Genomic DNA, 20,320 nt, shown 5'->3' on the forward strand with positions numbered 1-20,320 from the left:
AAACACCTTCTGGAGTTGCGATGAGAAAACGCCGCACACTGGCCGCCCTGGCGGCCGTCGCACTCGCTCTTCCGCTCGCCGCCTGTGGCGGGACGCCGGGGAGCGGCGGTGATGACAAGAAGCTGACCTTCTTCTCCTGGGACGGAGAGGAGACGATGAAGCCGCTGATCACCAAGTTCGAGCAGGACAACCCCGGCGTGAAGGTCGAGTTCTCCAACGCCCCGCCGGTCGCGGAGTACATCTCCACCCTGCAGTCGCGCATCCTCGCCGGTACGGCGTCCGACGTGTTCGCCATCGCGGCCGAGAACAAGACCAACCTGATCAACGGCAAGCATGTCGTCGACCTGAAGGACAAGCCGTTCCTGAAGAACGTGCCGAAGTTCAACCAGGCCACGTACTCCGGTCCGGACGGCGCGGTGTACGGGATGTCGGTCGCCTCCTGGGGTGCCGGGGTGCTCTACAACAAGGACCTGCTGGCGAAGGCCGGAGCGACCACGGTCCCGCAGACCTGGGACGAGTTCCTTGCCCTGTGCCACAAACTGAAGGACGCCGGCGTCACGCCGTACCTGGAGTCCGTGCAGGCCATGTCGACGCCGCTGTCGGCCTTCCTCGGCGCGCAGAACGCGACCACCGACAACACCATGGACGCGAAGATCTTCGACGGCTCCGCGAAGTTCAAGGACTACTGGGTCGAGCCGCTGACGCAGTGGTCCCGGCTGTGGACCGAAGGGCTCGTCACTCGTGGTGTGGTCGGCCTGACTGGTGATCAGGTCCGCACCGAGTTCGCCACCGGCAAGGCCGCGATGATGATCGCCGGTCCGTGGGACGTGCCCGGCGTGCGCAAGGCGGCGCCGAAGCTGAACATCGAGATGGCGCCGATCCCCGGCATCAGCGGCGGGAAGCCGTACCTGGCCGGCGCGGCCAGCCCGGGCTACGCGATCAACGCCAAGGCGAAGAACCCTGAGCTGGCGGAGAAGTTCCTCACCTTCCTGGACTCGCCCGAGGCGATGGCGCTGTACCAGAAGGCGACCGGGGCGATCACCGTCACCACCGACTTCGAGCCGAAACTCGACCCCGCGCTGACCCCGATCGTGAAGGACGTCCGGGCCGGCAACGTGTACCTGCCGCAGATCGCCTGGAAGCGGGCCGAGGACATCCTCAACGTCGAGGCGACCGCGCAACTGCAGCTGCTGGTCCAGGGCAAGGCGTCGGCTGAGCAGGTCGCGAACGCCCTCGACACGAAGCTTGCGAGTACGTCGTGACCGCTGGTCTGATCGCTCCGGCCGAGACCTCCACCGAGGTCCCGGCCGGGGCCGACCGGCCGCCACGGTTCAGTTGGTCGCGGGCGCGCGAGACCTCCGCGAACCAGCTGTTCCTGGTTCCGGTCGCGCTCGTCTTCGTGGTGCTCCTGGTGGTGCCACTGACGCAGACGTTCTACTGGAGTTTCACCGACTTCACCGGCTACTCGGCCGACGTGAAGTTCGTCGGGTTCTCGAACTACGGCAAGGTGCTGACCGATCCGTCCATGCTGGCCGGTCTCGGCTTCACCCTGGCCTTCACCATCGGTACGGCGGTCCTGATCACGGTGGTCGCGATCCCGCTGGCCGTCGTACTGAACAAGAAGTTCTTCGCCCGCAACCTCGTCCGGTCGGTGTTCTTCTTCCCGGCGATCCCGAGTATCGCGATCCTCGGCCTGGTCTGGGGCTACATCCTGTCGCCGCTGGGTTCCGGCGTGCTGAACTCGGTGCTGGACAGCCTGTTCAGCGCCGGGCCGTACCCGTTCCTGTCGGACGCGACGCTGGCCCGGGTGTCGGTGATCGTGGTCGCGGTCTGGGGCGGCGCCGGCTGGCACGCGGTGCTCTATCTCGCCTATCTGCAGTCGATTCCGTCGGACTACTACGAGGTCGCCACCATCGACGGCGCGTCGGCCCGGCAGCAGTTCTTCCACATCACGCTGCCGCTGCTCACCCCGGCCATTGTCATCAGCAACTTTCTGCTGATGACCGGCGGGCTCAAGGTCTACGACCTGCCGTACACCCTGACCAAGGGCGGTCCGGGCTATGCGACGTACACGATCACGCAGTCGATCATCACCAGCGGTGTCGCGCAGGGGCGGTACGGGCTGGCCTCGGCACTGGCGGTGCTGTTCACAATCGCGGTCGGCCTGGTCGCCGTCGCGCAGTTGTGGGTCTCCCGCCGAATCGAACGGAGGGTCCTGTGAAGCAACGACGGTCTCCGATCACCAGTGTGGTGATGATCGGGTTGGCATGCCTGGTCGGCGTACCGCTGTACTACATCGTCGTCAACACGCTGAAGACGCAGGAGGAGATGACGCAGTCGCCGTTGGCGCTGCCGAGCAAGCTGTTCCTGGGCAACTACCAGCAGATCTTCGAGACAGTGCCGCTCGGGCGGAGTTTCGTGAACACGCTGATCGTCACGGTGGTCGCGATCCTGGTGATGCTGTTCGTCGGCTCGACCGCGGCGTACGCGATGGCGATGCGGGCGAGCAGGTTCAACCGGTTCTTCGGCGCGCTGCTGCTGCTCGGGTTCATCGTGCCGGGGCAGTCGACGCTGATCCCGCTCTACCGGATGCTGGTCGACGTCGAACTGGTCGACACACTGCGCGGGCTGGTGGTGATCTACACCGGCGGCGCGATCTTCTGCTACTTCCTGATCCAGGGGTACATCAGCCGGCTGCCGTTCGAGATCATCGAGGCGGCCCGGATCGACGGCGCCGGCCCGTTCCAGATCTACTGGCGGATCGTGCTGCCGCTGATCCGGCCGATCCTGGCCACCGTCGGCGTGTTCCAGACGATGTGGATCTGGAACGACTTCATCACGCCGAGTGTGTTCCTCAGCTCACCGGAGAAGGCCACCCTGGTACTGCAGGTCTACCGATCGGTCGGCGAGTTCTCGACGGACTGGCCGGGGTTCATGACCATGAGCGTGCTGGTCCTGGTCCCGATGGTGGTGTTCTTCATCCTCACCCAGCGCCACATCGTCGACGGTCTGCTGGCGGGAAGCGTGAAGTCGTGACCCTTGCTTCCTCACCGCTGTACTCCGACCCGGTCCACCTGGCGCCGACCGATCCGACCGTGATCGCGGGCCCGGACGGATCGTGGTGGATGTTCTACACCCAGCGCCGCGCCCGCGAACCCGACGGCGGCAACCGCTGGGTGCACGGCACCGACATCGGCGTGGCCCGCTCCGTCGACGGCGGTCTGACCTGGACGTACGACGGGGTCGCGGCCGGCCTCGATCCCCATCCGGGCCGTAACACGCTGTGGGCGCCGGAGGTGATCCGTGCCGGGGATCGCTATCACATGTTCACCAGCTACATCCCCGGCGTACCGGACCGCTGGGAAGGGCATCCGCGATCGATCCTGCACCACACGTCGACCGACCTGATCGACTGGCGGTACGACGGTGTGCTGCCGCTGTCGTCGGACCGGGTCATCGACGCGTGCGCCCATGAGCTGCCGGGTGGTGGTTGGCGACTCTGGTACAAGGACGAGGCGCACGGGTCGACCACCTGGTCGGTGGACTCGCCGGACCTCAGTGAGTGGTCGGCCCCGATCCAGGTGATCGGTGGCGCTCCGCACGAAGGGCCGAACGTGTTCCGGCTCGGCGACTTCTACTGGATGATCACCGACGAGTGGCGCGGTCAGGCCGTGTACCGATCGCGCGACCTGACCACCTGGGAGCAGGCCGGCCAGATCCTGGACGAGCGGTCGCTCGACCGGGGTGTCGGTCACCACGCGGACGTCGTGGTGGGCCGGGACGAGAACGGCCTCGAGCTGGGCTGGATCTTCTACTTCACGCACCGAACGCTGGCCAATCTCAACAAGAACCGTGTCGACAACGTGGTCGACCCGCACCGGCTGACCGACGTCCACGTCGCCGTACTGCGTGCCGACGGTGATCGGCTCAGCTGTGACCGCGACGCACCGGTCGCATTGGACCTGCGTCGTACAGTCTGAAATACCAAGCACACAAGGAGAACCAGTTGTCCAAGGCATCACGGGTCGTGATCGATCTGGACGTACCCGGTCCGACCATCAGCCGGCACCTGTACGGCCATTTCGCCGAGCACCTCGGGCGGTGCATCTACGGCGGTTTCTACGTCGGCGAGGACTCCGACCTGCCGAACGAGGGCGGTATCCGGCTCGACGTGGTCGAGGCGCTGAAGGCGCTGAACATCCCCAACCTGCGCTGGCCGGGTGGCTGCTTCGCGGACGAGTACCACTGGAAGGACGGGATCGGTCCGAAGGCCGAGCGCCCGTCGATGATCAACACCCACTGGGGCAACGTCGAGGAGAACAACCACTTCGGCACCCACGAGTTCATGGCGCTGTGCGAGCTGCTCGGCGCCGACCCGTACATCAACGGCAACGTCGGCAGTGGGACCGTCCAGGAGATGAGTGAGTGGGTCGAGTACCTGACCCGTGACGGCGACAGCCCGATGGTCCGGCAGCGCAAAGCGAACGGCCGGGACGAGCCGTGGAAGGTGCCGTTCTGGGGTGTCGGCAACGAGACCTGGGGCTGCGGCGGCAACATGCGGGCCGAGGCGTACGCCGACCTGGCCCGGCGCTACGCCACCTTCTGCCGGGACCACGGGGACAACAAGCTCTACCGGATCGCAGCGGGTGCGTCGGACGACGACCTGAACTGGACCGAGGCACTGATGAAGGCGATCAGCTGCCTCGGCTGCGGCCGCGACCCGAAGAACATCTTCCAGGCGATCTCGTTCCACTACTACACGGTCGCCGGGACCTGGGCGAACAAGGGCCGGGCGACCGAGTTCGACCTGGACGACTACTACCGGACCATGATCAAGGCGCAGGACATCGAGCGGGTGATCCGCGGTCACTCAGCGGTGATGGACGCCTACGACCCGGAGCGCAAGGTCGGCCTGGTGCTGGACGAGTGGGGCACCTGGTGGGACGTCGAGCCGGGCACGAACCCCGGATTCCTGTTCCAGCAGAACGCGATGCGCGACGCGCTGGTCGCGAGCCTGCACTTCGACGTGTTCCACCGGCACGCGGACCGGCTGGTGATGGCGAACATCGCACAGACCGTCAACGTGCTGCAGGCGATGCTGCTCACCGATGACGACGGTGGTCTCGTACTCACCCCGACGTACCACGTGTTCGAGATGAACAAGGGGCACCACGAGGCGACGGCGGTTCCGGTGCACCTGGTCGAGCAGCCGGAGCCGTACGAACTGGACGGGAAGACGATGGACCTGCTGTCCGCGTCGGCCAGTGTGAAGGACGGCAAGGCGCTGATCTCGGTCAGCAACCTGGACCCGGGCTCGTCGGCCGACGTCGTCCTGGATCTGCGGGGTGCGGAGATCCGCAACCCGGCCGGACGGTTGCTGACGGCATCGAAGCCGCAGTCCTACAACACGACCACCGATACCGCGGTGGCACCGGTGACGCTGACCGGACTGGAAGCTGACCCGCGGGGGCTGCGGGTGACGCTGCCGCCGCACTCGTTTGCCACCATCAGCCTCGACGTCTGACTCGCCGAAGGCCCCCGCTCCCGTTCTGGAGCGGGGGCCTGTCGGCTCAGCGGGTGACGGGGATCTGGAACTCGTGCACCCAGTTGGCGGGATTGTCCGGGTCGAACTGGAGCGTGACCTCGCGGGCATATCCCTGGCTGCGGTAGCCGTTGTCCTCGATCCAGCGGGCGAGCGTCTGCATACTGCGATCGGCCTCGTCCATGTCGCCCTGGTGCACGATCGTCGCGGCCTCCAGGATCTCCGGCAGGTCCTTGACCTCGAGGTCGGCGACCTTGTCGGCGTCGACGGGTACGGCGGCGTGGACGAGGATCTGCTCGTCGGCCGCATCCTCGTAGTACGCGACCGGCGAGCCGGCCGGCATCACCCCGGCCGCGCCGAGGCGCTCGAACAACTGGCCGAACAGCGGCTGGATGACCGGGCCGATGTCCTCGCCGTCGTAACTCTTGGAGATCGCGCTCAGTTCGGCGACCTTGGTCGTGGCGATGCGCTTCACAACGACGTCTTCGGTGGGCATGTGACCTTCCTTCTCGATCAGCCGGAGCCTCGCCTCGACACTGACCAACCGGGACGCGCTCCGGGCCAGCTCGTCCTCGAGCTGGGCCCGCCGTAGCCGCAGCATGCCGCGCAGTTCCTCGGCGCTCAGCTTGGCGTCGACGATCTCGTGCACCTGCTGCAGGCTGAAGCCGAGATCCTTCAGCGCGATGATCCGGTTCAGCCGGCTGAACTGGTCCGCCGAGTAGTAGCGGTACCCGGTCGCCTCGTCGACGACCGCCGGCCGGAGCAGGCCGATCGCGTCATAGTGCCGGAGCATCCGGGCAGACACCTGCCCGAACGCCGCGAAGTCTCCGATGGTGAACATGCGACCACCTTCCGGCTTGACACAGTGTGAAGGTCAACACTGTGCCGCGGAGCGGGTCAGGACGGAACGCGGGTGCGCCGGTCGCGGACCGCGGCGACGGCGAAGCCGGTGAGGACCAGGGCGAATCCGCTGGTGCCGAGACCGACGACCAGGTTGCCGCGGGCCTCCAGGCGCGGGTCGCACTGCATCGGCGTGATGCCCTTCTCCGGCTGGAAGACCGAACCACAGTCCCGGCCGTCGACCATGACCGGGCGGATGGCGAACACCACCCCGGCGATCAGCAGGACCACACCCACCGCGCCGAGAACCTTGCTCAGCACTGCCCGTCTCGCTGTGCAGAGTACTTTTCCCGCCCCACCGCCCCGGTCAGGGCAGCGGGCCGCAGGGCCTCGGGAACGGCAGTCGCAAGGACCGACCACTCGTGCCTGGTCAGACCTCGCATATGGCGTTCACACTCCCTGGCAGGTCGGTAGGATTTGATCAAATCTAACGTAGCTAGTCCTCACCCCTGAAGTCCGGACCCGACCGCGGTTTGAATCTTCACCCAGTTCTAACGATTAAGTGGCCGGAAGCGTTCAAGCGTGGCCTGACCGCGGTGGTGGGGCGGGATTCAGACGGCCACCAGCGAGCCGGCCGCACGTCCATGCGCCACGTCTGAGAGCGCCCGGTCCACCTCGGCGAACGGGACCACGGTCGTGTGAGCACTGACCGGCAGCCGCTCGACGAGACGGAACAGCTCCTCGCCGTCGCGGCGGGTGTTGGCGGTGACGCTGCGCAGATCCCGCTCATGGAACAGGTGCCGCTCGTAATTGAGCACCGGTACGTCGCTCAAGTGGATCCCCGCCACCGCAACAGTGCCACCGGGTTTGACCGCCTCCAGGGCATACGGCACGACGTCGCCGGCCGGGGCGAACACGATGGCCGAGTCCAGCGGGACGGGCGGCCGGTCTGCTGTCTCACCGACGTACCCGGCGCCGAGCGAGCGGGCCAGCTCCCGGTTCCGCTCGCCGCGGGTCATCACGAACAGCTCGGCACCTTGCGCGGTCGCCAATTGCGCCGTGAGGTGGGCGCTCGAGCCGAAGCCGTAGATCCCCAGCCGTCCGCCTGGCGGCAGATTCGCCCGCAGCAACGACCGGTAGCCGATGATCCCGGCGCACAGGAACGGCGCCAGCTCCACGGCCGAGCGATCGGTCGGCAGTGCATACGCATAGTCCTGCGGCACCACGGCGTACTCGGCGAAACCGCCGTCCGCGTCCCAACCGGTGTACGACGACCGCGGGCACAGGTTCTCGGACCCCGCGCGACAGAACTCGCACACCCCACACGTCCCCCGAAGCCACGCGATCCCGACCCGATCCCCCGGCGCGAACCGCTCGGCCCCGCCACCGACGACCAACCCGACGACTTGATGGCCGGGAACGACGCCCGGCCGTCGCGGCTCCAGATCGCCCTCGCACAGATGCAGGTCGGTCCGGCAGATCCCACAGGCCTCCACCTTGACCAACACTTCTCCCGGCCCCGGTTCCGGCACCGTACGACGTACGTGCTGCAACGGCCCGTCATCGATCGGTCCCGGCCGGTCCACCGCCCAGACGTCCATCTGGTCGCTCATTCCTCGACCATCTCAGAACCCCCGGGCGGTGTCAGTCCGGGTCGTTGCTCGTTCATCCGCCGGTGTCCCGTCGCCACCATGGGTCCTCTTCTTCCTGCTCCGGGTCGTCAGGGGTGGGGAGGTGCTGCGCGCGGTCGTCCGGGATGCGCTGCGCGGTATCCGGCGGCGGCAGCCGCAGGAGCGTGATCTCATCGAGGTCGGGCGCTTCGCCCGAGTCGTCGCAGTCCATCGGCCGTCCCTCCCCTTCGACTCCTTTCCTCGAAGGTAGGAGGGGACGGGCTCAAGAGCTCTTTCAAAACGCTTTCACCGTCACGCGACCCGCTGCAGCGCCCGCTCCCGCCGCTCGGCGACCTTGGAGCCGGACTCCCGCCGAGCCATCCGGCGCAGTACGACGGGTGCGACCGCGAGCCCGATCAAGGCCCAGACCCCGAGGACGGCGGCCGTCTCCAGGTGCCGCCAGGTGGCATCGATCTCGACCACGACCGCGCTGTCGGGCAGTAACGCCGAGCGCATGCCGAGGCCCAACCAGTAGATCGGGCTCAGCTGGCCGATCCACTCCAGCCAGTCCGGCAACGCCGTGATCGGGTAGAAGATGCCGGAGATCGCGATCAAGCCGAGCACGGGCAACTGGATCAGCCCCTGCGACCGGGCACTGGTGAAGACCGAGCCCAGGACCGCGCCGATCGGCAGTGTCGCGACCATCCCGAGCAGCAGCACCCAGACCAGCGTGAGCCAGCCGGTGGCCGAGCCGACTGCGAGCCCTTCCACGATGAGCAGGCCGGGAATCAGCAGGATGGCCAGGTCGGCGAGCAGCCCGCCGGCCACCGAGACGACCTTGCCGACGAGGAAGCCGGGCATCCCGTTCGGGGTCGCCTTGGCCCGCAGCAACGTGCCGTCCTCGCGGTCCGCGGTCAACTGCTGGCTCATGCTGACCATGCCCATCGCCGCGTTCATCCCCAGGATGCTCGGCAACGCGAGCGCGCCGAGCAGGAACCCGGTCGAGCCGAAGTCCCGGTCCCGCAGGAAGAACAGCGCGACCAGCATCAGCACCGGCCAGAGGAAGTGGCTGGTCAGCTCCGGCCCGTTGGTGAAGGACTGGCGCAGTTCGATCAGGCCGCGCCGCCAGCCGGCCCGGATCGCAACGGTTCTCATGCTGCCGGCTCCCTTCCACCAGCAAGGCCGTCGCGCACCAGCGCGAGGTAGGTGTCTTCCAGGGAGGCACGTCGTACTTCGAGCTCGCGGACCGCTGCGCCGTACTGCGAGAACAGACCGCGGACGAACTCGGTCGAGTCGGCGGTGGACTTGCGGTAGGTCTGACCGTCGATGCTCCAGCGGACCTCGTCCTCGCCGGCGATCAGCGTGGTGAGCTCGGCGGGCGAACCGGCCGCGACGATCCGGCCGCCGGTGAGGATCAGGATGCGATCGGCGAGTTTGCCGGCCTCGTCGAGGTCGTGGGTGGTGAGCAGGATCGTGGTCTCGTACTCGGCGGCGAGGCGGCGTACCAGGTCGTGGAACTCATGCCGGGCCTGCGGATCGAAGCCGGTGGTCGGCTCGTCCAGGAACAGCAACTCGGGCCGGCCGACGATCCCGATCGCAACGTCCAGGCGGCGCCGCTGACCGCCGGACAGCGTCTTGACCTTCTTTTCCGCGTGCTCGGTGAGGCCGGCTGCGGCCAGCAGTTCGCCGGTCTCCCAGGGCCGGTCGATGGTGCTTGTCGAGTACGGCGCGTAGTACGTGCCGAGGTGGTGCAACAGCTCACGCACTCGCCAGTTGCCGTGGTCGCGCCACGACTGCAGCACGATGCCGAGCCGTGCTCGCCATCGCTCGTCACCGCGGGCCGGGTCGACCCCGAGCACCTCGACCGTCCCGGCCGAGCGCAGCCGGAACCCCTCGAGGATCTCGATGGTCGTGCTCTTACCCGCACCGTTCGGGCCGAGCAGGGCGACGACCTCGCCGTGCCGGGCCTGGAACGAGACGTCGTGCAGGACCTCCGTGCTGCCGTAGCGCATCCGCAGGCCGTCGACCGCCAGCACCATGGGCGGCTCCCTTCTTCTGTCGTTCACGAATGCCTGAAAGCTACGTTGCGTTCAGTCAACCGGCAATCAGCTCCAGGAGTCGGAGCCCTGTATTTCTGGCGAATGTATGGCAATCTGTGCAATGACGATGAGGTTGAACGCAACCGAGGCTTGACGGTCGTTGCAATGAGCTGCCGATGAAAGCACCTAGGAGGAATCGATGCCGGGAGGCAGGCTGACCCACGACGACCGGCGCGAGATCGCGACCGGGCTGGCGGCCGGGCTCGGGTACGCCGAGATCGCCCGGCAACTGGATCGACCGACCTCGACCATCAGTCGCGAGATCGCCCGCAACGGCGGCGCGCACGGCTACCGGGCCGACCACGCGCACTACGCGACCACCTCGCGGGCCCGGCGCCGGCGAACCGGTGGCCCGGAACCGATGTCAGGACTCGACGAGCAGATCCGGGAGTTCGTCGAGCGGTTCGCGACGATGATGGTCGACGGTGGCCTGCCCCGGATGGCGTCGCGAGTTCTAGCCTTGCTGTACACGGCAGACGCCCGCAGCCTCACCGCGGCCGATCTCGTCCGCGAGCTCCGCGTCTCCCCGGCATCTGTCTCCAAGGCCGTCGGCTACCTCGAAAACGTCGGCATGGTCTACCGCGAACCCGATCCGCGTCGCCGGCTGCAGCACTACATCGTCGCCGAGGACGTCTGGACGCAGGCGTGGAAGGTGAGCGCCCGCACCAACCTCAACTGGGCCGAGACCGCGACCGAAGGCGCGGCCCTGCTCGGCCCGGACACCCCGGCGGGGGCGCGCCTGACCACGATGGCCGACTTCTTCCACCGCCTCGGCGAGGACATGGCCGGCGGTCCCGCCTTCGAGGTCATCGACGACGCCTTCACCACCCTCGCCGCGCTCCTGCATGCGGCCCGCCCGCTCACCGCCGACGAGCTCGCCACCGCCCTCGACTGGCCGCCCGCCCGCATCACGGACGCCCTCGCCAACGCGACGAAGTACGTCGAGTACACCGACCCGGTCGTCCTCCATCAGCCGACGTCTGACACCTACACCGCGATCCCGACGCCGACCCGTCTCACCCCAGACCAACTCGCCAGACTCAGCTAGGCCCCGGGTACGGATGCATGCCGGGCGGAAACTCGTTGCCGTGGGCTACCAGCCAGCCGGCCGAGTCGACGATCAGTGCGGCGGTGATGTCGAAGGCGTTCAGACTGTCGCCGTCGCCCGCCGCCAGGTTGGCCACATGTCCACCGGCGAACAGCAGGATCTCGCGTCCACCGACCCGATGACTCGTCACCGCCGGCACCACGTCCTGACCATTGCCCAGGGCATCGAGGTCGATCTCCTCGGCCGAGTGACCGGCGTTGACCAGCAGGCACCCGTCCTTCAAACCGGCGATCACCTCAGCCGAGACGGTCCCGGTCCGGCCGGTCGCGGTGACGACGATATCGGCCCGGTCGCCGATCCGGTCCACCACCTCGAACCCGTCGTACGACGCGATCAGCGCGCGACCCGGATCCAGCTCGGCGACCTGCACGATCGCGCCGAGGCTGCGCGCCGTACGGGCCAGGCCTCCGCCGACTTCGCCGTACCCGACGACCAATACGGCGAGGCCGTGCAAGGAGAGCTGGGTGCGGGCGAGGACTGTGTGCCAGGTACTCGAGCCGACCGTGAACCGGTTGTGCAGCTGGTTCTTCACCGGTACGCCGTCCAGGTCGAACACCGGATGGGTCAACGCCAGCCCGGCGACCCGGTTGATCCCGGTCCGCGTCATCTCGATACCCGCGACCACGCCGCCGTACCCACGCGCTGCCGCCTCGACCACCACGTCGCCACCCATCTCGACGGTGTGCGTCGGACCCCACTCGACACAGGCGGCCGGCGTGGTGACCTCGATCCCCCAAGTCTCGACCAGTCGACGTACGTCGTCCCGCGTCGTCGCCTGGTCGGCCGGATGCAGGATGACCGCAGCCCCGGCCTCCCGGTACGCCTGGAGGAACAGCGCCGACTTCAGGTCGATGTGCGCGGTGACGGCCAGCCGCACGGCTGAAAGGTCCGGCAGTCGCTCGGCAGCCGCGGCGGTCCGTTGCATCCACCGCCGCGCCCAAGCAAGCCGCTGCTCGAGCTCAACCCCTTGCCATGCCGTCTTCGGAAGCTCCACCCACCCACGATGTCACAGGCGGCGCGCGCGATTCCTGAGGTAGCGCTGCTCAGGGGTGTTGGTGGTGAGCTTGGCCGCCTCGAGGTAGAGCTCCGCGGCTGCGGCGACGTCCCCTTGGAGTTCCAGGAGGTGCGCCCGTACGGCTGGATAGCGATGCGACCGGGTGACGCGTTCGTCGTCCCGCAAGGTGTCGAGCAAGGCCAGACCGGCGGACGGACCATGGACCTTGGCGGTCGCGACTGCGCGGTTGAGGGTGACGACCGGGCTGTCGAGGTGGGCTTCGAGCAGGTTGTAGAGGCCGAGGATCTGCCGCCAGTCGGTGTCCGCCGCCGTGGTCGCCTCGCTGTGGACGGCGGCGATCGCCGCCTGGAGCTGGTACGGGCCCAGCTTGGTCGTCGACATCGCCCGGGTGATCAGCTCGGTCCCTTCGGCGATGGCGGCCTGATCCCATTGGGTGCGGTCCTGCTCGTCGAGCGGCACGAGTCGACCGTCCACGGTCGTCCGTGCCGCGCGCCGCGCGTCCGTGAGCAGCATCAGCGCGAGCAGGCCGGCGACCTCACCGTCGTCCGGCAGCAGTGCGTGCAGCATCCGGGTCAGCCTGATCGCCTCGTCCGCAAGCTCGACCCGCTCGAGCCGCTCCCCCGCCGTACCGGTGTAGCCCTCGTTGAAGATCAGGTACAGCACCTGCAGTACGGCGGCCAGCCGCTCGTCGTACTCCGCCGGCAGCCGGAACGGCGTACCGCGAACCTTCTGCTTGGCCCGGCTGATGCGCTGGCCCATGGTCGGCTCGGGCGTCAGCAACGCACCGGCGATCTCGGTCGTGGTCAGACCGCCGACCGCGCGCAGCGTGAGCGCGATCTGCGAGGCCGTGGACAGCTCGGGGTGACAGCAGAGGAACAGCAGGGTGAGCGAATCGTCCGCGGCCGTCGCCGGCTCCGGAGCCACATCCGGAGTCCGTACGGCGTCCTCCCGGTGCCGGCGCGCCTCCTCGTTCCGGAGGATGTCGATCAGCCGCCGGGAGGCAACCCGGATGAGCCAACTCCTCGGCTCGACCGGGATGCCGTCCTTCGGCCACTGCTCCGCGGCGACCAGCAGCGCCTCCTGCACCGCGTCCTCACACAACTCGAAGTGCCCGTACCGCCGGACCAGCGCACCCAGCACCTGAGGGGTGAGATCCCGCCAGAGGCGCTCCGTCATGACTGCTCGGGCGGACCTTCCATGATCGGGCGGATCTCGACCGGGTCGCCGACCGCGTCGGTGATGCGGGTGGCGATGGACATCGCCCGGTCGTGACTGTCGACATCCACGATCGCGAAGCTGGCCAGTACCTCTTTGGACTCCGCGAACGGTCCCTCACTGGCTACCGGACCGTCCGGTCCCCTGCGGACCGTGCGGGACAAGGCCGGATGGGCCAGTCCTTCGGTGGTCAGCAGCTCACCGGACGTGGTGAGCTCGGTGGCCAGGTCCTCGTAGAACTTGCACGCGGCGAGGAACTCCTCGCTCGTCACGTCGACCGCGTCCCAACCGTCCTGGCCGGTGTAGGCGAGCAGCAGATACTTCATGAGGCCCTCCGCACCATTGTTGCCTGGTAACCGCCGCCGCCAGGGTAGACCCAGTCGCCGTCCAACCGGTCGCCGTCCGCGCTGAACGTGCCGCGGAAGTACGCCGGCGCGCCCTTGAACCCGCCCCAGATCGTCAGCACGTCGCCCTCGATCTCGTAGACGTAGTCGAGCGTGTTGCCCTCCGCGTCGTACACCCGGGAGATGAGGTCGGCGCCCGGCTCCTCACCGAACTTGTGCTCACGGCCGATGATCTCGGTGAAGCGCACCTGGTGCCCGTGCTGTTCGAGCAGCCCGCGCTGGAGCAGGAAGTAACCACCGTCCATCCACTCGTAGGTCGTCGTACCGGTCGCACCGCCGGAGATCTCCCAATCCCCCACCAGACGGTCCAGTTCCTTCAGTTCGTCGCTCATCGTTCCGGTCCCTTCAGTAGTCGGTTTCACCTGCTTGCACCGCTACCTCGAAGCTCCTGGGACCGTTTCGACATCGTCCGGAGAACTTTTCTACGAGTTCACCAGGCCTCGGAGGAGGCGCCGGGTGATCAGACCGTCGGCCAGGCCCAGCTCGACCAGATCGTCGAAGATCGCCTGGTCAGCCGCGGCCGCGCGGATGCCGGCGTCGAGGACGGGGCCGGAGCGGGTGAGCTGTGCGGTGAGCGCGGTGTGCCGGAGGTGCTGGCCGAGCAGCCGGTTGGTCTGACGGCGGTACGACGTACCGGCGTCAGCACTGTCCTTGTGCAGAGCGGCGGCGACCGCGCGGCCGGCTAGTAGACCCGTCGCGACGGCGTAGTAGATGCCCTCACCGGTCATCGGGTTGATCAGCCCGGCCGCGTCACCGGCCAGCATCACCGGACCCGGCTGCGGACGCCAGAACCAGCTCGACAACGGCAGGTGATGACCCCACCAGGACGTCCCGCCATCGGTCGCTCCCGGCAGCAGCGCCTCGAGGTTCGCCAGCAGATCCGCCCTCGTCGGGCGGCCGGTCGTGAGCTGTTCGCCGTACCCGACGTTCGACCAGCCGTCGCCGCGATCGAAGGACCACGCGTACGACGGCTGCCGCCCCGGGCCGTACGCGATCACCTGACTCGCGGCCCGCCCTGGCGGTGTCGGCGCATATCCACGGATCGCGAGCGCCACCGGACCCGCCTTCACCCCGAGATCCCGCCGTACGACGGAATGCGCGCCATCCGCGCCGACGACGAACCGGGCCTCGAGCTCGCCGTCCACGGTGATGGACCTGTCCGCGACCTGGATGCCGCGGACACGTCGGCGGACGAGGTCGGCACCGGCTGCCTGAGCGGCCTCGGCGAGGCGCTGGTCGAAAACGGTCCGCGGCACCACCCAGTTCGGGCGGGCCATGTCGCGGTCGACCCCGACCTCACCGCGGGTCAGCGCGAATCGTCGTACCGGTGTCCAATCGTCGACAATCCCGGTGACGCCGACCTCGGCCAGCAGATCGAACACATGCGGTGCGATCCCGTCCCCGCACGCCTTGTCCCGGGGGAAGCCGTGCCGATCCAGCAGCAGCACCGACAGGGTGGGGTCCACCGCCAGCGCGCCGAGCGCCGCGGAAGCTCCAGCCGGCCCGGCCCCGATCACCACCAGATCCCACACAACGTCCAGTGTCGTCGAGACGGCGGTAGCGCGCACGCGACCTCAGGCCGGGCGCCAGGGGCAGGGTGGCCGGGCGTGCGAATCCATAGCGTCAGCAGTGACTTCGAGGAGGATCGATGAAACTGCTACTGGTGTTGGCGCTGCTGTCAGGTACGACGGCTGCCACGGAAGAGCCGCCCACCATTCGATGGCACCACTGTCAGCTCAACGCGGCCGACGCCGAGGGTGCCGAGCTGGATCGTGCCGGGGCGGAGTGCGGTGAGCTGAAGGTGCCGCTGGACTACAGCCGTCCGGACGGGCCGAAGATCACCATCGCGATGTCGCGGCTGAAGGCGACCGGGGATCGGATCGGCACGATGGTGCTCAACGACGGCGGACCGGGCGGGCCTGGGCTGAGCATGCCGTTGCGGCTGCGGGTCGCGATGAAGGAGGCCGGGTCGCGGTACGACCTGATCGGGCTGGATCCACGGTTCGTCGGCCGCAGTACGCCGGTGGACTGCAAGCTGCCGGTCGCGGGCTGGCCATGGTCCGGCGGCAGCGACAGGGCGTCGTTCCTGCGTGCCACTCGGTTGCAGGCCGATATCGCCGCTCGGTGTCGGGACAACGCGGGATCGGTGCTGCAGTACGTCAACACGCGGAACACCGCCCGGGACATCGATCAGGTCCGGATCGCACTCGGCGAGCACAAGATCTCGTACCTCGGCTACTCCTACGGCACCTATCTCGGCGCCGTCTACCTCCAGATGTTCCCGGGCCGCACAGACCGAGTGGTCCTGGACGGGCCGATGGATCCGGCGACGTACGGGCCGCAACTCCTCCGGGCAATGGGGCCGGCGAACGAGGCCGCGCTCCGCGACTGGGCGTCCTGGGCGGCCACGCGGAACTCGACATACCAGTTGGGTACGACGACCTCGCAGGTGCTCGCGAAGGTACAGCGGATCTATCAGGTGGCGGCGGGCCAGGGACTGCGGATCGGCGAGCACACAGTCGACGACGCGTCGCTGCCGATCGTGTTGTTCGGACCACTGGCGGACGACCGTGATCCGGCCCGGGCTGTCTACACAGGCTTCGTGCAGACGTTGCTGAAGGCCACCAACGGGCCGGTCGAGCCGGGCCCCGAGCTCGGCGGGTTCCTCGACGGCTTGCTGACGCCGGCGCTGTCGCAACAGGTGAGTGGGATGACGGCGATCGCATGCGGCGACCGTGCGGTGCCGCGCGATCCGCACGTGTACTGGCGCGACATCCAGCAGCACCGGCGCGAGGAGCCGTACTTCGGTTCGCTCACCCGGATGCTCTCGCCCTGCGCCTTCTGGCCGGTGCGGCCGCAGGAACCGCTGACCCGGATCGCGAACGCGCAACCCGCTCTCATCGTCGCCGCCGACGGCGACCCCCGGGCGATCTACGCGAATGCGGCGCAACTGCAGAAGGGCTTGACCAAGGCCCGCCTGCTGACGCTGCAGAACGCCCGCAAACACGGCATCTTCGGTGAGTACGGCAACGACTGCGTCGACAACCGAGTGGTGTCCTACCTGGTGAGCGGCCGGCTTCCTGCCACCGACCTGACCTGCTAGGTGCCCGGACGCTTCCCCGGCTTGTTCGCACGACGAGACGTCGTACGGCGCGGACGGGGAGCCAGCCGGTCGGCATGGCCGGTGGACTCGGACCACGCGGTGACCGGACGAGCCTCGTCGAGATCCACGATCTTCGGCGGCGGCGGAACGAAGATGTGGATCGTCTCCTCGTCGTCCGGTGGTGGTGGCGGTGGCGCCTGGACCGGAGCGGGCTTGGCGCGGGCGGCCGACTCCTTGCTCACCCGCAGCGCGGGTGCCGCCACCGCCGCCGCGGCGACCGGGACATGGACCCGCCGACGCGGAAGCTTGGTCCGGAGCTCGAGGCCGAGCGCGTCGATCAGCTTGCGACAGGCAACGATCCCCACCGCGACCGCCAAGACCGTGAAACCGGCGAACAGGACCGCCTGACCGCCGGCCGACCAGTTCGACGGATCGGTCCGGCGCATCGCGGCGATCATCGCGACCACCACCGCATTGGTGATGCCGAAGGCAACTGCCACGCCGACCGTGCGGAGCAGCACCGCGCGCTCCAACCCGACGTCGTCGGCCGCTGCGACCAAGCCGGCGATCAGACCGGCCAGCACCGGCACGGTGTACACGAGCGCCAGCGTGAGTCCGGGGCTGGCCGCCAGGTAGAACACGTCGAAGACAAGGGCGGTCCCGGTCAACGCGGCCGCGAAACACACCACCATCGGCGGATACGACCGCACGATGGCAACCGCGTCCGCGGGTACCGTCCTGATCATCCGGAACGCCAGAACCACCGAACTCATCCCCTCGCTCTCCCCCAATTGTGCAGGTACCCCGCACCGAGAGTGACAACCGGTCGTGCGCGAGTCGCGGGTTGACCGGGCAACGAGAGCCAGCCGGGCCCGGGTGGGGTGGTGGCCACCCGGGCCGCGGGCCCTAGGCGGCGGTGGGGAGAGGAGCGAGTTTGGCGCGGAGATCGTCCAGGATCTTGCGGAGGACGCGGGAGACCTGCATCTGGCTGACGCCGATGTCACGGCCGATCTCGGACTGGGTCCAGCCCTCGACGAACCGTAGCTCCAGGATGCGCCGCTCGCGCGGGCCGAGCTCCTCGAGCACCGGCTGCAGCATCTCCACCGTCTCCAGTTGGTCGATGCTGCCGTCCTCGACGTCGGCGACGACATCGGCCAGCGTCAGCTCGGCGTCGGCATCCGACGGCCGGTCGAGGGACAGCACGTTGAAGCAGCCCTTCGCGGCCAGCGCCTGCTCGACCTCGGCGACCTCGACGCCCAGATGCTCGGCGATCTCGGCCGGGGTCGGCTCGCGGTTCAGCTGCTGCTCGAGCAGCGGCAGCTTGGTGGCGATGGTGCCCTGCATCTCCTGCAGCCGGCGAGGGATCCGGACGGTCCACGCGCAGTCGCGGAAGTAGCGTTTCACCTCGCCCCGGATGGTCGGGATGGCGAAGCCGATGAACGGCGTTTCGGCGTCGAGCCGGTAGTGGTGAGCGGCCTTCAGCAGCCCCAGATACGCGACCTGCTCGAGGTCGTCGGCCTCGGCGCCGCGGCCGCGAAACCGGCGCGCGATCCCCCTGGCCATCTCGATGTTGAGCTCGACCACCTCTTCGAGCAGCTGTTGCCGCTCGGCTTCGTCGGTGCTGGCAGCCCGGCGCTCCATCAACCTGCGGGTGGCTGCTTCCCTCGCGGCCCGATCGGCCGCGGTCGAACAATGAACAGGAACCTGCTCGATCGTGCTGGTAACCATGGTATGACCTCGCGACTGTCCGTCACGGCGTGGCACGTATCTGGACCACGGTCATGCCTGCGTCGAGTCAGTACCCAACGCAGCGGTAATCATGCGCTAGGCGCGAGCCAACGTGCGTTCTACGGTTCCGGCCGGCTCGACCGCGTCGCCGGGCGCGGGGTCGAGGAGCCGGATCGCGGTTCCGGTGCGGTCGGCGAAGACGGCGTACCGGCCGAGCGGACTGTCCGCCGGACTCAGCAGCCAGTCGAGCTCGCGATGGTCCTCGAAGAAGGTGTCGATGTCGCCGACGTCGTACACGCCGCCGGTCCCGAGGGCACCCTCGGCGGGATCCCGGACCAGGGCGATGGTCGGGCCGTGACCGCGCGCCCCGAGCAACGCGGTGTCGTCACTCGGCCAGGCGATCGGCTCCAGCCCGAGCTCGCGGTAGTAGTCCACGCTCGCGTCCAGGTGGTCGACCGGGCGAAGTTCGAACAGCAGTTTCATCAGTCAGCCTCCCCAATCAGCGGTGATGGCGGTCCTGGCCGGATCGGCGCGCCGCATCGGTGCGGGCGCCGACCTCGGAGATCCGGTCGGCCAGGGCGGGGTGATTCTCGGTCAGCTGCTCGCCCGCCGCGGCGAGTGGCCCGAGCAGTGCGGCCGAGTCGTTGTTGCCGAGGGCATCGTGTACGGCGTCGACACTGGCCTGGGCCTGACCGGCCAGTCCGTCCAGCGCCGCGACCTGCCCGGCCAGCCGGCGAAGGTCGGCCGCGTTGTCCCGGGCCCAGACGGCGACCGCACGGTCACCGGCCCGCTGGTCTCGCGCGGCCTGCACGCGTTGCTCGCCGTTCAGCTCCGGTTGGGACGCGTGCGGGCTGAGCCGGAGGTAGCGGCGCTCAGCTGCCTGTCGACTGGTGACTCCGAGCGCAGGTGCCAGTTGGATCCAGCTGATACCCGCCGCCCGGGCCGCCTCGATCAACCGCGGCTCCCAGCCGCTCAGTCGCTCCCGCAACTCGCGCACCAGAACCAGCGCTTCCAGCACTTGCTCGCCGGTGACTTCGCCCTCGAGGGGAGGGTCCTCCGCCCCGGGCACGTTCGGAGCGGAGGGCAACCTCCCCAGCACATCCACCAGGTGTTCGAGAGCCGCCGCCGGAGTGCGACCAGCGACATCGGGCTGCGGCATCTGACCTCCTGGTGTCAGGCGTCGATCTGTTTGCTGTCGCCGACCGTCTCACCGGCTACCGTCCGGCTGCCGGACTCACCCTCGGCGATGGCGATCTTGCGCGGCTTGGCCTGCGCGGCGACCGGGATCTTCAGGGTCAGGACGCCGTTCTCGTACGACGCGCCGATCCGCTCGGCGTCGAGAGTGTCACCGAGGAACAGTTGCCGCGAGAACACCCCGAGCGGCCGTTCCGCCACCTGCATCTCGACGCCCTCGCCCAGCGCCGCCGGCCGGCGCTCCGCTTTCACGGTCAGCACATTGCGCTCGATGTCGAGGTCGATCGCGTCCGGGCTCACCCCGGGCAGATCGAACACGATCACGTACTCGTCACCCGACCGGTAGGCGTCCATCGGCATCGGGCTCGGCCGCGACCACGTTCCCGGCGTCACCGCGCCGGTCAACTGCTGGGCCAGCCGGTCGAGCTCCCGGAACGGGTCAGTGCGCATCAACATCGTTTC

The 20,320-nt window shown here is 68.4% G+C and carries 23 protein-coding genes; 7 read left to right on the forward strand and 16 right to left on the reverse strand.

Annotated elements, in window-relative coordinates; all coding sequences use genetic code 11:
• Nucleotides 1-20: 20 nt before the first annotated feature.
• From EV652_RS21200 to EV652_RS21220, 5 genes are read left to right on the forward strand one after another with little or no spacing between them, the layout of a single operon-like run.
• Nucleotides 21-1,262, forward strand: coding sequence for an ABC transporter substrate-binding protein (locus EV652_RS21200; RefSeq protein ID WP_132210925.1), 1,242 nt, complete (start codon nucleotides 21-23; stop codon nucleotides 1,260-1,262).
• Entirely contained in the window at nucleotides 1,259-2,221 is a 963-nt protein-coding gene (locus tag EV652_RS21205; protein WP_199238319.1) for a carbohydrate ABC transporter permease, read from the forward strand. The genes EV652_RS21200 and EV652_RS21205 overlap by 4 nt, the downstream gene beginning before the upstream one ends.
• Nucleotides 2,218-3,036, forward strand: a complete 819-nt coding sequence (locus EV652_RS21210; RefSeq protein WP_199238320.1) for a carbohydrate ABC transporter permease — start codon at nucleotides 2,218-2,220, stop codon at nucleotides 3,034-3,036. Before EV652_RS21205 ends, EV652_RS21210 begins: the two co-directional genes overlap by 4 nt.
• The gene (locus tag EV652_RS21215) at nucleotides 3,033-3,980 is read left to right on the forward strand and encodes a glycoside hydrolase family protein (RefSeq protein ID WP_132210926.1); all 948 of its coding nucleotides are present in this window, start codon (nucleotides 3,033-3,035) and stop codon (nucleotides 3,978-3,980) included. The genes EV652_RS21210 and EV652_RS21215 overlap by 4 nt, the downstream gene beginning before the upstream one ends.
• 26 nt (nucleotides 3,981-4,006) lie before the next feature.
• Entirely contained in the window at nucleotides 4,007-5,524 is a 1,518-nt protein-coding gene (locus tag EV652_RS21220; protein ID WP_132210927.1) for an alpha-N-arabinofuranosidase, read from the forward strand.
• A 46-nt stretch (nucleotides 5,525-5,570) separates the two neighbouring features.
• Here the strand turns inward: EV652_RS21220 and EV652_RS21225 are convergent, their stop codons facing one another.
• The 6 genes from EV652_RS21225 to EV652_RS21245 all read right to left on the reverse strand — a co-directional run bounded on the left by EV652_RS21225 (nucleotide 5,571) and on the right by EV652_RS21245 (nucleotide 10,031).
• Nucleotides 5,571-6,383, reverse strand: coding sequence for a MerR family transcriptional regulator (locus EV652_RS21225; RefSeq protein ID WP_132210928.1), 813 nt, complete (start codon nucleotides 6,381-6,383; stop codon nucleotides 5,571-5,573).
• 56 nt (nucleotides 6,384-6,439) lie between these two features.
• Entirely contained in the window at nucleotides 6,440-6,703 is a 264-nt protein-coding gene (locus EV652_RS21230) for a hypothetical protein (RefSeq protein ID WP_132210929.1), read from the reverse strand.
• A gap of 290 nt (nucleotides 6,704-6,993) precedes the next feature.
• Complete coding sequence (locus EV652_RS21235) at nucleotides 6,994-7,995, reverse strand: zinc-dependent alcohol dehydrogenase family protein (RefSeq protein WP_242001897.1); 1,002 nt, start codon at nucleotides 7,993-7,995, stop codon at nucleotides 6,994-6,996.
• A gap of 52 nt (nucleotides 7,996-8,047) precedes the next feature.
• Nucleotides 8,048-8,224, reverse strand: a complete 177-nt coding sequence (locus EV652_RS44095; protein WP_158441214.1) for a hypothetical protein — start codon at nucleotides 8,222-8,224, stop codon at nucleotides 8,048-8,050.
• A gap of 80 nt (nucleotides 8,225-8,304) precedes the next feature.
• A complete protein-coding gene (locus EV652_RS21240) occupies nucleotides 8,305-9,147 on the reverse strand; it encodes an ABC transporter permease (RefSeq protein ID WP_132210930.1) in 843 nt (280 codons plus the stop codon).
• Nucleotides 9,144-10,031, reverse strand: a complete 888-nt coding sequence (locus EV652_RS21245) for an ABC transporter ATP-binding protein (protein WP_132210931.1) — start codon at nucleotides 10,029-10,031, stop codon at nucleotides 9,144-9,146. The genes EV652_RS21240 and EV652_RS21245 overlap by 4 nt, the downstream gene beginning before the upstream one ends.
• A gap of 199 nt (nucleotides 10,032-10,230) precedes the next feature.
• Here EV652_RS21245 and EV652_RS21250 point away from each other — a divergent pair, with 199 nt between their 5' ends.
• The gene (locus EV652_RS21250) at nucleotides 10,231-11,139 is read left to right on the forward strand and encodes a GbsR/MarR family transcriptional regulator (RefSeq protein WP_132210932.1); all 909 of its coding nucleotides are present in this window, start codon (nucleotides 10,231-10,233) and stop codon (nucleotides 11,137-11,139) included.
• Here the strand turns inward: EV652_RS21250 and EV652_RS21255 are convergent.
• The 5 genes from EV652_RS21255 to EV652_RS21275 form a co-directional block, all read right to left on the reverse strand.
• Entirely contained in the window at nucleotides 11,132-12,193 is a 1,062-nt protein-coding gene (locus EV652_RS21255) for an NAD(P)-dependent oxidoreductase (RefSeq protein ID WP_132210933.1), read from the reverse strand. The two genes, EV652_RS21250 and EV652_RS21255, sit on opposite strands and share 8 nt — an antisense overlap.
• Nucleotides 12,194-12,205: 12 nt before the next feature.
• Nucleotides 12,206-13,390 (reverse strand): RNA polymerase sigma factor, encoded by a 1,185-nt coding sequence (locus EV652_RS21260; RefSeq protein ID WP_132210934.1) that lies wholly within the window; start codon nucleotides 13,388-13,390, stop codon nucleotides 12,206-12,208.
• A complete protein-coding gene (locus EV652_RS21265; protein WP_132210935.1) occupies nucleotides 13,387-13,755 on the reverse strand; it encodes a YciI family protein in 369 nt (122 codons plus the stop codon). The genes EV652_RS21260 and EV652_RS21265 overlap by 4 nt, the downstream gene beginning before the upstream one ends.
• Entirely contained in the window at nucleotides 13,752-14,165 is a 414-nt protein-coding gene (locus tag EV652_RS21270) for a hypothetical protein (protein WP_132210936.1), read from the reverse strand. The genes EV652_RS21265 and EV652_RS21270 overlap by 4 nt, the downstream gene beginning before the upstream one ends.
• Before the next feature lie 90 nt (nucleotides 14,166-14,255).
• Nucleotides 14,256-15,365: an NAD(P)/FAD-dependent oxidoreductase gene (locus EV652_RS21275; RefSeq protein ID WP_242001898.1), complete on the reverse strand. Its 1,110-nt coding sequence runs from the start codon at nucleotides 15,363-15,365 to the stop codon at nucleotides 14,256-14,258.
• A 116-nt stretch (nucleotides 15,366-15,481) separates the two neighbouring features.
• Here EV652_RS21275 and EV652_RS21280 point away from each other — a divergent pair, with 116 nt between their 5' ends.
• On the forward strand, nucleotides 15,482-16,936 hold the full coding sequence (locus tag EV652_RS21280) for an alpha/beta hydrolase (protein ID WP_132210937.1): 1,455 nt from the start codon (nucleotides 15,482-15,484) through the stop codon (nucleotides 16,934-16,936).
• On the opposite strand, the gene EV652_RS21285 is transcribed toward EV652_RS21280, so the two are convergent.
• The 5 genes from EV652_RS21285 to EV652_RS21305 all read right to left on the reverse strand — a co-directional run bounded on the left by EV652_RS21285 (nucleotide 16,933) and on the right by EV652_RS21305 (nucleotide 20,314).
• The gene (locus tag EV652_RS21285) at nucleotides 16,933-17,709 is read right to left on the reverse strand and encodes a hypothetical protein (protein WP_132210938.1); all 777 of its coding nucleotides are present in this window, start codon (nucleotides 17,707-17,709) and stop codon (nucleotides 16,933-16,935) included. The genes EV652_RS21280 and EV652_RS21285 overlap by 4 nt on opposite strands.
• A 133-nt stretch (nucleotides 17,710-17,842) precedes the next feature.
• Nucleotides 17,843-18,664: a sigma-70 family RNA polymerase sigma factor gene (locus tag EV652_RS21290; RefSeq protein ID WP_132210939.1), complete on the reverse strand. Its 822-nt coding sequence runs from the start codon at nucleotides 18,662-18,664 to the stop codon at nucleotides 17,843-17,845.
• 96 nt (nucleotides 18,665-18,760) lie between these two features.
• Nucleotides 18,761-19,147: a VOC family protein gene (locus tag EV652_RS21295; RefSeq protein ID WP_132210940.1), complete on the reverse strand. Its 387-nt coding sequence runs from the start codon at nucleotides 19,145-19,147 to the stop codon at nucleotides 18,761-18,763.
• A gap of 16 nt (nucleotides 19,148-19,163) precedes the next feature.
• Nucleotides 19,164-19,823, reverse strand: coding sequence for a hypothetical protein (locus EV652_RS21300; RefSeq protein WP_199238321.1), 660 nt, complete (start codon nucleotides 19,821-19,823; stop codon nucleotides 19,164-19,166).
• Nucleotides 19,824-19,837: 14 nt separating this feature from the next.
• The gene (locus EV652_RS21305) at nucleotides 19,838-20,314 is read right to left on the reverse strand and encodes an Hsp20/alpha crystallin family protein (protein ID WP_132210941.1); all 477 of its coding nucleotides are present in this window, start codon (nucleotides 20,312-20,314) and stop codon (nucleotides 19,838-19,840) included.
• Nucleotides 20,315-20,320: the final 6 nt, after the last annotated feature.

Origin of the sequence: Kribbella steppae, from assembly GCF_004342025.1 — a bacterium.
GTDB lineage: Bacteria > Actinomycetota > Actinomycetes > Propionibacteriales > Kribbellaceae > Kribbella > Kribbella steppae.

Coding starts and splice junctions, on each gene's coding strand:
- EV652_RS21200 (WP_132210925.1), top strand. CDS start 21: ATGAGAAAACGCCGCACACTGGCCGCCCTGGCGGCCGTCGCACTCGCT.
- EV652_RS21225 (WP_132210928.1), bottom strand. CDS start 6,383: ATGTTCACCATCGGAGACTTCGCGGCGTTCGGGCAGGTGTCTGCCCGG.
- EV652_RS21235 (WP_242001897.1), bottom strand. CDS start 7,995: ATGAGCGACCAGATGGACGTCTGGGCGGTGGACCGGCCGGGACCGATC.
- EV652_RS44095 (WP_158441214.1), bottom strand. CDS start 8,224: ATGGACTGCGACGACTCGGGCGAAGCGCCCGACCTCGATGAGATCACG.
- EV652_RS21240 (WP_132210930.1), bottom strand. CDS start 9,147: ATGAGAACCGTTGCGATCCGGGCCGGCTGGCGGCGCGGCCTGATCGAA.
- EV652_RS21245 (WP_132210931.1), bottom strand. CDS start 10,031: ATGGTGCTGGCGGTCGACGGCCTGCGGATGCGCTACGGCAGCACGGAG.
- EV652_RS21250 (WP_132210932.1), top strand. CDS start 10,231: ATGCCGGGAGGCAGGCTGACCCACGACGACCGGCGCGAGATCGCGACC.
- EV652_RS21260 (WP_132210934.1), bottom strand. CDS start 13,390: ATGACGGAGCGCCTCTGGCGGGATCTCACCCCTCAGGTGCTGGGTGCG.
- EV652_RS21265 (WP_132210935.1), bottom strand. CDS start 13,755: ATGAAGTATCTGCTGCTCGCCTACACCGGCCAGGACGGTTGGGACGCG.
- EV652_RS21270 (WP_132210936.1), bottom strand. CDS start 14,165: ATGAGCGACGAACTGAAGGAACTGGACCGTCTGGTGGGGGATTGGGAG.
- EV652_RS21280 (WP_132210937.1), top strand. CDS start 15,482: ATGAAACTGCTACTGGTGTTGGCGCTGCTGTCAGGTACGACGGCTGCC.
- EV652_RS21285 (WP_132210938.1), bottom strand. CDS start 17,709: ATGAGTTCGGTGGTTCTGGCGTTCCGGATGATCAGGACGGTACCCGCG.
- EV652_RS21290 (WP_132210939.1), bottom strand. CDS start 18,664: ATGGTTACCAGCACGATCGAGCAGGTTCCTGTTCATTGTTCGACCGCG.
- EV652_RS21295 (WP_132210940.1), bottom strand. CDS start 19,147: ATGAAACTGCTGTTCGAACTTCGCCCGGTCGACCACCTGGACGCGAGC.
- EV652_RS21300 (WP_199238321.1), bottom strand. CDS start 19,823: ATGCCGCAGCCCGATGTCGCTGGTCGCACTCCGGCGGCGGCTCTCGAA.
- EV652_RS21305 (WP_132210941.1), bottom strand. CDS start 20,314: ATGTTGATGCGCACTGACCCGTTCCGGGAGCTCGACCGGCTGGCCCAG.